Raw genomic sequence first — 7,860 nt, forward strand, 5'->3', positions numbered from 1 at the left:
TGCGCAAATACCTGACCGGGTTATGGGCGTGCATGCGTTCTGGAAAAGAATTTGATACGGCCAAGCTTTTCAGCGAAAAACATCTCGCGAAAGCTTGACCGTGAACAGAGTATCTACAGGTTATTCACTGGTCCCGGTGAACCCCACGACAATCTCATCGATCACCGCGCGGACCCTGGCGGTATGCCGCAAGTCCGCGTGGGTCACCAGCCAGATGTCATAGAGCAACGGTCGCGAGCGCTCCGGCCACAACCTCACCAGCCCTTCCTTCTCCCCGATGTACTGCGGGATTTCCCCGATCCCGAGCCCTTCGGCAATCGAGCGACGCACCAGCAAGCTGGAACTCAGACTGGCGACAATCCGCCCGCGCGATACCGGCTCCGACACCAGCGTCAAGTCCTTGTGGCTCTGCAAGTACGGTTGATACACCACCAGGTCATGCCCGGCAAACGCCGAGCCGGGCTCCGGCACGCCGTGGGCGTCAACATAGGCTTGCGAGGCAAACAACCCCACCGGCCAGCGGGCAATGCGCCGGGCGATCAGGTCCGGGTTGTCCGGCCAGGTGTTGCGCACGGCGATGTCCGCTTCGCGTTTTGCCAGGCTGAGAATCTGCGTGGTGGCGTCCAGTTGCACCCGCACATCCGGGTGTTGTCGATGCAGTCGGGCAATCGCCGGGATCAGGAAATCGATCGCCAGTGAATCGGTGGTACTGACGCGCACGGTGCCGGTCAAGCGATCGTCCAGGCCCTGGATCTGGCGTTCCAGCTCCAGCGCCGAATGCTCCATTTTCTCCACCGCCTTGAGCGCCGCTTCACCGACCGCCGTCAGCGCATAACCTTCGGAGGTGCGCAGGAACAAGGTCGCACTCAGGGATTTTTCCAGCGCCGTGATCCGCCGGCCGACCGTGGCCTGATCCACGCCCAACACCCGCGCTGCGCCGCGCAATGTCGATTCGCGGCAAACCGCGAGAAATACCCGGGCGTCATCCCAATTCATGGCGTGCTCCTTATGATGCAATTACGCATCAGATTAACGCGTAATCGCTGCATTAATGCTTCCAGCAACTTCGCTATGCTGAAGGCCTGTCTTTAGCACTCCACAGGTATTTGATATGACATTGCCCCAGACCATGACCCTGATCGAAATCACCGAGCCCGGTGGCCCCGACGTCTTGCAACCGCGCCAAGTGCCGGTGCCCGTTGCAGGGGCCGGCGAAATCCTGATCCGCGTGCACGCCGCCGGCGTCAACCGGCCGGACGCGCTGCAACGGGCCGGCAAATACCCGATGAAACCCGGCATGAACCCCAACCCGGGGCTGGAAGTGGCCGGTGAGGTGGTGGCGACTGGCGCAGGCGTCAGCGAATTTGCAGTGGGCGACAAGGTCTGCGCCCTGACCAACGGCGGCGGCTATGCGCAATATTGCGTAGTGCCGGCCGGACAGGCGCTGCCGATCCCCGATGGCATGGACTGGCTAAAGGCGGCAGCCATTCCGGAAACCTACTTCACGGTCTGGGCCAACCTGTTCGGCCTTGGCGGCGCAAGCACGGGTCAGCGTGCGTTGATCCACGGTGGCACCAGCGGCATCGGCACCACCGCATTAATGCTCTGTCGTGAGTTCGGTATCCAAACGTTCGCTACCGCCGGCAGTGAGGAAAAATGCGCAGTAATCCGCGAACTGGGCGCCGAGGCGATCAATTATCGTGACCAGGACTTTGTGCAGGTCATTGCGCAAAAAACCGCGGGCCAGGGCGTCAATGTGATTCTCGACATCATGGGCGGCTCGTACCTCAACAACAATGTCGCGGCACTGGCCATGGAAGGTCGTGTGGTGATGCTCGGCTTCCTCGGCGGCGCTCACGCCAAGGAGCTCGACTTGCTGGCGATCATGGCCAAACGCGCCATCGTCACCGGCTCATTGTTGCGCTCGCGGACTGGTGAGGAAAAAGCCGCCATCGCCCGACAACTGCGCGAACACGTATGGCCAGTGCTGGCCGCCGGGCGCTGCCTGCCGATGATCGATCAGGTTTTCCCACTCAACGAAGCGGCGCAGGCCCATGCCCGGATGGAAGCGGGCGATCACATTGGCAAGATTGTCCTGCGCGTGGACTGATACGACGCCAACATCGTCAGGCAGCTATTTGTAATCGTTGCGCCTCAACGATGGTCGGAAAAACCTCCTGAAGCACGGGCACATCTGTTAAAACCCGTGCTTCACGTTTTCGTTGGACCACCCGATGTCTGCTTCCCTCCTCGCTCACTTGCGCCGACGCTGGTTGTCATGGCTGTGCATGTCCATGTTGCTGATCGGCTTGCCGGTGAGCTGCGGGGCGCTCAAATACAAAGAACGCGAGTTGCTGTTCCGTATCGAGCCGGGCACGGCGGGCTGGTATCGCGGATTGCCGCCGGATGTTCAGGAATTCGATATCCAGCCCGCCAGCTTCAAGGTTGGGCAAAACCTGCATGCCTGGTGGTGGCCGGCCGCTCGACGCGATGCACCGTCCATCCTCTACCTGCACGGCGTGCGCTGGAACCTCACGGGCCAGGCGTTTCGCATCGAGCAATTGCGGGCCATGGGCTTTTCGGTGCTGGCTATCGACTACCGTGGCTTTGGTCAGAGCAAAGGCGAGCTGCCCTCTGAAGCCAGTGTGTATGAAGATGCACACGTCGCCTGGGAGCGCTTTGTGCAGATGCAGCCGGACGCCAGCAAGCGCCTGATCTACGGTCACTCACTGGGCAGCGCCGTGGCCATCGACCTGGCGACAGACCTGGCCGCACAGGCCAAACAGCAGCACATGCCGGTGCCCGTACGCGGTTTGGTCATCGAGTCCTCGTTCACCTCGCTGGGCGATGCGGTGGCGGAAGTGGCCAACAACAATCTACCGGTGAACTGGCTGCCCGTGCGCTGGCTGTTGTCGCAGAAGTTCGATTCCATCGACAAGATCGCCGACATCGATATGCCGCTGTTAGTGGTCCACGGCCTGGCCGACCCCTTCATGCCTGCACGCTTCAGCCAGCAACTGTTCAATGCCGCGCATGAACCCAAGCGCCTGCTTCTGGTGCCTGGCGGCACCCATAACAACAGCATGAGCCTGGGTGGCAATCAGTATCGTCAGGCCCTCGATGGCTTGATGAAAGCCAGCCCCCATCAGGTGGCCGGGCCGGCAGGGGTTCAGGGCTCGCAGGATTCCTGAGCGTCGCCCTGATACCGCGCCCGATAGCGCCCCGGACTTTCTCCGGTCCACTTCTTGAACGCCCGATGGAAGGCGCTGGGCTCCTGGAAGCCCAGTTGCTCGGCGATATCACTGATGCTCGCCTCACTCTGGCGCAGTTGTTCGAAGGCCACGCCGCGCCGTACTTCGTCCTTGATCTCCTGGTAGGAACAACCTTCACGTTCCAGCTTGCGGCGGAAGGTGCTGGGGCTCAGGTGCTGTTCCAGGGCAAAGGCCTGCAGCGTCGGCCAGTCGCTGTAATGACTGCCGCGCAAGCGCTGGTGAACCTGGGCGGCCAGGCCATGCTGATTGCGGAAGCGGATCACCAGCCATTGTGGTGCGGTGCGCAGAAACACTTTCAACGATGCCAGGTCCTGAACCACCGGCAAGCGCAGGAAGTGACTGGCAAATTCGATTTCGGTGCGCTCGGCACCAAAGGTCAGGTTGGGGCCCCAGAGCAGTCGGTCGTCAGCCAATGACAGGCGCGAATGACGAAAGTCGGCACGATCAATCGGAATACGTCGGCCACCCAGCCAGCACAACAGACTGATCATCAATACCAGGAAGGTTTCTTCGCCAAAACGGCTGGCCGCCTCGTCGGTCGAACGGGTTTGCAGGCTAATGACCGCGCGCTTGCCACGCACCGCCAGCGAGCCTCGAAAGTCGCGCAGGAACAACCCGAAGTTGGCCAGGCACTGGCGCATGGCCTTGTGCAGATCGGGCTCCTGGATCAACGCCCGGCAGATCAGGGCGAAACTGCCCGGCGGCATGCCGTGGGAATCGAGCCCGAAAAATTCGTCGTCGAGCTCGCGGATCTGAATCAGCCACAACGTCGCAAACGCGTTGGCCGGCACCCGTGCCGTGGGTTGGTGCATGACCGCCGGATCAACGCCCGCCTGTTCAAGCACGGCCGTCACGCGCTGCGGGTCATCCCTCAGCCCATGGATCATTGCCTGTACGAAATAGGCGGCAACCGAGTCCTTTTCCCGCATTGGTACGTTTCTCTCTCATCACCCGAATGGCAAAAAACATCAGTGCCGTTGAACAGTTTTGGCATAGGACAAGCGCCCTGCCGGCCCTAGACTCGCGGCAATAGTACGCCTTCGGCCACAGTCGTCGCCAAGGTATCGCAGGGTTTGATCGAAGGATGGGAAGATGAATCTGCAAAACATCGGGGTGATCGGTGCGGGCACCATGGGCAACGGCATTGCGCAAGTGTGTGCCATGGCCGGTTTTAATGTGACCCTGATCGACATTTCCGACAGCGCGCTGCAAAAAGCCGTCGCAACGGTCGGTAAAAACCTTGATCGACAAGTCGCCAAGGAGACCCTGACCCAGGCACAAAAACAGGCCGCACTCGCCAAGATCCAAACCAGCACCGATTACAGCAGCCTGCGCGACGTGCAACTGGTGATCGAAGCGGCCACCGAAAACCTTGAGTTGAAACTGCGTGTGCTGCAACAGATCGCCGCGCAGGTCAGCAACCAATGCGTGATTGCGTCCAATACTTCGTCGCTGTCGATCACCCAACTGGCTGCCAGTGTCAGCCAGCCTGAGCGTTTCATCGGTCTGCACTTCTTCAACCCGGTACCGGTGATGGGCCTGATCGAAGTCATCCGTGGCCTGCAAACCACTGACGCGACCCACCAACTGGCGCTGGACATGGCGACCACCCTCGGCAAAACCGCGATCACCGCCGGCAACCGCCCGGGCTTCGTGGTCAACCGGATCCTGGTGCCGATGATCAACGAAGCGATCCTGGTGTTCCAGGAAGGCCTGGCCAGCGCCGAAGACATCGACGCCGGCATGCGCCTGGGCTGCAATCAGCCTATCGGCCCGTTGGCATTGGCCGACCTGATTGGCCTGGATACCCTGTTGTCGATCCTCGAAGCCTTCTACGACGGTTTCAACGACAGCAAATATCGCCCGGCACCACTGCTCAAGGAGATGGTCGCGGCCGGTTACCTCGGACGCAAAACGGGGCGCGGCTTCCATGCCTATGCCTGAGCGTTGTTCGCGCTTTGCCGAGTACCGGGACAAGGTCCTGGAGCTGTTTGCCTGTAAGGGGTTCGGCCAAGTCGGCATGCGCGAGCTCGCGACGTGCCTGGGGCTCTCCCCAGGCTCGCTGTATCACCATTACCCGAGCAAACAGCACCTGCTGCTCGACCTGATCGAAGAGTTCTACGAAGAGCTGCTGGCCACCTTGGGGCGCATCCAGCAAAAAGCCCCGGGCAAACGTGACAAGCTCAACAGCCTGATCCGAGCGCACCTGAACCTGCATCGGGAGATGCCCTGGCATTTCCGTCTGGTAGAACGCGACAGCGGCTGCCTGAACGAAGAGCAGCAGGCTCGGGTTCAACAATTGCGCGAGCAATACGAACGCACACTGCTGAAGATGCTTGGCGCAAAATCCCGTTTCAGTGAGCAGGGCCTTCTTGCGGCCGGGCATGCGATTGGTGCCCTCCTCAACAGCGCACCTAGCTGGTTGACACCACACGTGCTGGACGAGCAGGAACGCGAGGAACTGCTGGAAAGCATGGTCAGCGGCGCCATAGAGCGCGTGATGGCGCCACGGCGTGTGCCAGAAGCGATAAGCCTCGCTCGGCCTATCGAAAAAACATCTAAAGAAACACATGCTCCGGCGAAGATTTAGCGCTTTGCTTGTCGGCTCGACATAATCGGAATTCGCCGACTAGCCCGGCGTCCAAACCGATGTGTGTACTTGAGCACCTGGAGCCGAGCATGAAAATCAATCCCTACCTTATCTTCAACGGCGACTGCAAAGCCGCTTTCACGTTCTATGAGCAATGCCTGAAAGGCCAAATCGAAGCCATGCTGACCTTCGGCGAAACGCCTGCCGCCGAGCACGTCCCCAAGGATCTGCAGAACCTGATCATCCATACCCGCCTGATCGTGGGCGATCAGGCGATCATGGGGTCGGACACCACACCGGATCGCCCCGTCAATAACATGAGTGCCTGCTCAATTTCTCTTAACGTCGACAGCATTGCCGAGGCCGACAGGGTCTTCAATGCACTGGCCGAAGGCGGCACTGTGCAAATGCCGCTGGAGGCTACCTTCTGGGCCGCGCGCTTCGGCATGCTGGTCGATCATTTTGGCGTGGCATGGATGGTCAATTGCGAAAAGGACCAGTGAGCGCCGTTTCTCGATCGACAGCCTTCCAGGCACAAAAAAAGCCCAACCTGAATAGATTGGGCTTTCTGGCAACTCCCGGCCTGTCTGCTACCGTCAACTAGCCACATGGATAGCTGCGTAGCCGAGGAGGACCCCCTATGTTGGCCCAAGACGCATCCTGGACTACTCGTTTCAAACTCGTGCTACTGGCAGGTGGATTGATCGCTGGCCTGCTTACCCTTAATGGCTGCGCCAGTGTCAATGCACAAACCACCGCTTATGTCGGCGTAGAACATCCGGCACCCACCTCCCCCGACGAAGTCGTCGTGCTGCGCTCCGAACCCCTGCGTCCGCATGTACGCCTGGGTGAAGTGCTGATCGACGCCACGGTCGACCCTGCCCCGCCGATTGCCGAAGTCGAACAAAAGCTGCGGGAAGAGTCCGCCAAACTCGGCGGTGATGCAGTGGTGGTCGTCTATGACCACATTCAGGCGGTCGGCGCCTATGCCAACGGACCACTCTGGGCCCGCGACGTGAGGGCCATCGAGGGGCGCAAACTCAAAGGGATCGTGATCAAGTACCAATAGATCGACCCTTGCGAAAACCAACACTGGAGGTCGAAGTTGAATGATGTGGTGATCGCCCTCGTCGTCTTCGCCTTTCTGTTCGGCAGCGCGCTAGTGGGATCGTACGTGCGGGCGCGATTGCCGAGCCATCACCTGAGTGACGACTCCGTGGCGGTGGTGAAATTGGCCACCGGGCTGATTGCTACGATGTCGGCACTGGTCCTCGGCCTGCTCGTGTCATCAGCCAAAAGCACCTTCGATACGGCCAATGCCGAACTGGAGGGCGCGGCGGCGAAAGTGGTTCAATTCGATCGTGTGCTGGCACGCTACGGCACCGACACCCAGGGCATCCGCACCGAACTCAAACACAACTACGCCGAAGTCACCCAAGTGCTCGCGACCCGCGATCAGGCTCAGATCGCAAAACTCGACAGCCCCGAAGTCATCCGTCGCTCCGAAGGGCTGCAGCGCCAAGTCGAATCGCTTTCTCCGGGCAACGATGATCAACGCGCACTCAAAGCAACGGCATTGCAGGACATGGACACCGTGTTTGCCGTCCGCTGGCTGACCCTACTGCAAGCCAACCAATCGATCCCACCGGTGATGCTGGTGATCCTGGTGTCGTGGTTGGCCATTATCTTCGGCTCGTTCGGTCTGTTCGCACCGCGCAACGGCACCATTGTCGTGGTGTTGTTGATGTGTGCCCTGTCGACGGGGGCAACCATCTTGCTGGTGGAGGAACTCAATCGACCGCTTGATGGTTTTATCTGTGTCTCGCTGGAACCCTTAAAGCACATCCAGGAGCGGTTAGGGCAGTAACTGGCTTTCCTGCGGACAAAAACAAAACCCCAACTGCTTTCGCAATTGGGGTTTTGGAATTTAATCTTGACGATGACCTACTCTCACATGGGGAAACCCCACACTACCATCGGCGATGCATCGTTTCACTG

9 protein-coding genes are annotated in these 7,860 nt (G+C 60.0%); 7 read left to right on the forward strand and 2 right to left on the reverse strand.

Features of this window, described 5'->3' with window-relative positions; translation table 11 throughout:
* Positions 1 to 120 precede the first annotated feature (120 nt).
* Complete coding sequence (locus J1D76_RS27670; RefSeq protein ID WP_421141532.1) at positions 121 to 996, reverse strand: LysR family transcriptional regulator; 876 nt, start codon at positions 994 to 996, stop codon at positions 121 to 123.
* Positions 997 to 1,111: 115 nt separating this feature from the next.
* Here J1D76_RS27670 and J1D76_RS27675 point away from each other — a divergent pair, with 115 nt between their 5' ends.
* Positions 1,112 to 2,110 carry an NAD(P)H-quinone oxidoreductase gene (locus J1D76_RS27675; RefSeq protein ID WP_421141533.1) on the forward strand — a complete coding sequence of 333 codons (999 nt, stop codon included), beginning with the start codon at positions 1,112 to 1,114 and terminating at the stop codon, positions 2,108 to 2,110.
* 124 nt (positions 2,111 to 2,234) lie between these two features.
* A complete protein-coding gene (locus J1D76_RS27680) occupies positions 2,235 to 3,191 on the forward strand; it encodes an alpha/beta hydrolase (RefSeq protein ID WP_421141534.1) in 957 nt (318 codons plus the stop codon).
* Here J1D76_RS27680 and J1D76_RS27685 read toward each other — a convergent pair.
* Positions 3,170 to 4,201, reverse strand: coding sequence for an AraC family transcriptional regulator (locus tag J1D76_RS27685; protein WP_421141535.1), 1,032 nt, complete (start codon positions 4,199 to 4,201; stop codon positions 3,170 to 3,172). The two genes, J1D76_RS27680 and J1D76_RS27685, sit on opposite strands and share 22 nt — an antisense overlap.
* Before the next feature lie 163 nt (positions 4,202 to 4,364).
* On the opposite strand from J1D76_RS27685, the gene J1D76_RS27690 reads away from it, so the two are divergent.
* From J1D76_RS27690 to J1D76_RS27710, 5 genes are all read left to right on the forward strand, one after another.
* A complete protein-coding gene (locus J1D76_RS27690; protein ID WP_421141536.1) occupies positions 4,365 to 5,216 on the forward strand; it encodes a 3-hydroxybutyryl-CoA dehydrogenase in 852 nt (283 codons plus the stop codon).
* On the forward strand, positions 5,203 to 5,862 hold the full coding sequence (locus tag J1D76_RS27695) for a TetR/AcrR family transcriptional regulator (protein WP_421141537.1): 660 nt from the start codon (positions 5,203 to 5,205) through the stop codon (positions 5,860 to 5,862). The genes J1D76_RS27690 and J1D76_RS27695 overlap by 14 nt, the downstream gene beginning before the upstream one ends.
* A gap of 89 nt (positions 5,863 to 5,951) precedes the next feature.
* A complete protein-coding gene (locus J1D76_RS27700; RefSeq protein ID WP_421141539.1) occupies positions 5,952 to 6,365 on the forward strand; it encodes a VOC family protein in 414 nt (137 codons plus the stop codon).
* A gap of 137 nt (positions 6,366 to 6,502) precedes the next feature.
* On the forward strand, positions 6,503 to 6,931 hold the full coding sequence (locus J1D76_RS27705) for a hypothetical protein (RefSeq protein WP_421141540.1): 429 nt from the start codon (positions 6,503 to 6,505) through the stop codon (positions 6,929 to 6,931).
* Positions 6,932 to 6,976: 45 nt separating this feature from the next.
* Positions 6,977 to 7,729 (forward strand): hypothetical protein, encoded by a 753-nt coding sequence (locus J1D76_RS27710; RefSeq protein WP_421141541.1) that lies wholly within the window; start codon positions 6,977 to 6,979, stop codon positions 7,727 to 7,729.
* The last annotated feature ends 131 nt before the right edge of the window (positions 7,730 to 7,860 follow it).

The organism is Pseudomonas sp. NFX15 (assembly GCF_049132105.1).
GTDB lineage: Bacteria > Pseudomonadota > Gammaproteobacteria > Pseudomonadales > Pseudomonadaceae > Aquipseudomonas.

Excerpts from the sequence above, each read along its gene's own strand:
- J1D76_RS27685 (WP_421141535.1), bottom strand. The coding sequence starts at position 4,201 with ATGCGGGAAAAGGACTCGGTTGCCGCCTATTTCGTACAGGCAATGATC.
- J1D76_RS27690 (WP_421141536.1), top strand. The coding sequence starts at position 4,365 with ATGAATCTGCAAAACATCGGGGTGATCGGTGCGGGCACCATGGGCAAC.
- J1D76_RS27695 (WP_421141537.1), top strand. The coding sequence starts at position 5,203 with ATGCCTATGCCTGAGCGTTGTTCGCGCTTTGCCGAGTACCGGGACAAG.
- J1D76_RS27670 (WP_421141532.1), bottom strand. The coding sequence starts at position 996 with ATGAATTGGGATGACGCCCGGGTATTTCTCGCGGTTTGCCGCGAATCG.
- J1D76_RS27705 (WP_421141540.1), top strand. The coding sequence starts at position 6,503 with ATGTTGGCCCAAGACGCATCCTGGACTACTCGTTTCAAACTCGTGCTA.
- J1D76_RS27700 (WP_421141539.1), top strand. The coding sequence starts at position 5,952 with ATGAAAATCAATCCCTACCTTATCTTCAACGGCGACTGCAAAGCCGCT.
- J1D76_RS27680 (WP_421141534.1), top strand. The coding sequence starts at position 2,235 with ATGTCTGCTTCCCTCCTCGCTCACTTGCGCCGACGCTGGTTGTCATGG.
- J1D76_RS27675 (WP_421141533.1), top strand. The coding sequence starts at position 1,112 with ATGACATTGCCCCAGACCATGACCCTGATCGAAATCACCGAGCCCGGT.